This window comes from Micrococcus sp. KRD077 (assembly GCF_017168505.1).
Lineage (GTDB): Bacteria > Actinomycetota > Actinomycetes > Actinomycetales > Micrococcaceae > Micrococcus > Micrococcus luteus.
In genome coordinates this window covers 1-972 of record NZ_JABFAZ010000116.1, presented here as the reverse complement: position 1 = coordinate 972, position 972 = coordinate 1, and the positions used below count along the sequence as shown (strand labels likewise).

Annotated in this window: 1 pseudogene and 1 other annotated feature; the pseudogene reads left to right on the top strand. The window is 67.4% G+C overall.

Features of this window, described 5'->3' with window-relative positions:
• Positions 1–37 precede the first annotated feature (37 nt).
• A pseudogene (locus tag J1M39_RS12150) lies at positions 38–972 on the top strand (IS3 family transposase); the annotation flags it as partial.
• Positions 307–441 (top strand) — a sequence feature (AL1L pseudoknot). Its footprint overlaps the pseudogene before it by 135 nt.

Below are 972 nucleotides of genomic sequence, written 5' to 3'. Positions count from 1 at the left end.
GATGCCGCTTCCTTTCGAGTTCGAGAGGATGTTGTTCATGCCGAAGAAGTTCGATCCCGAGGTGAAGGACCGCGCGGTGCGGATGGTCCTGGACCGTGTCGAGGAAGCCGGGTCAGTCACGAAGGCCGTGGCTTTGGTGTCGCCGAAGGTCGACGTGGGGCGCGAGACCTTGCGCCGCTGGGTCTGTCAGCACCGCGTCGACGCCGGCCTCAAGGACGGGCCGACCAGCGATGACCTGGCCGAGCTCAAGCGCCTGCGCGGCGAGGTCAAGCGATTGCGGGAGGACAACGAGATCCTGCGCAAGGCCTCGATTTTCTTCGCGGGGGAGCTCGACCCCCGCAACCGATGATCATGGGATTCATCGATCAGATGCGCGCCAAGGGGCATGCGGTCGAGTCGATCTGCAGGGTGCTCCGTCAGGAGGGCTGTCAGATCGCCGCACGCACCTACCGGGCGTGGCGCCGCCGCAGCGCGTCGGCTCGTGACACGTCCGACGCGGTCCTGCTCAACGTCCTGCACGACCTTGTCGGCACCCCGGAAGGGCTGTACGGGCGTCGGAAGATGACCGCGTGGCTGCGTCGAGAAGGTCACCAGGTCGGCGCCGGTCGTGTGGACCGGCTCATGCGGGTTGCGGGGATGAACGGTGTGCGTCGAGGCAGGCCAGTGCGCACCACCGTCCCGGCCAAGGACGGCTGCCGTGCCGGTGACCTGCTCAATCGAGACTTCACCGCGGCCGCGCCGAACACGAAGTGGGTCGCGGACTTCACCTATGTGCGCACGTGGGCGGGCTTCGTATACGTCGCGTTCGTGCTGGACTGCTACTCGCAGAGAATCCTCGCCTGGCATGCCGCGACGGCCAAGACGACCCCGCTGGTCCTGACCCCGCTGCGGATCGCGTTGTGGGACCGTGACCGGCACGGGCACCCTGTGCAGCCCGGCGAGCTGATCGCGCACAGCGATGCCGGGTCGCAG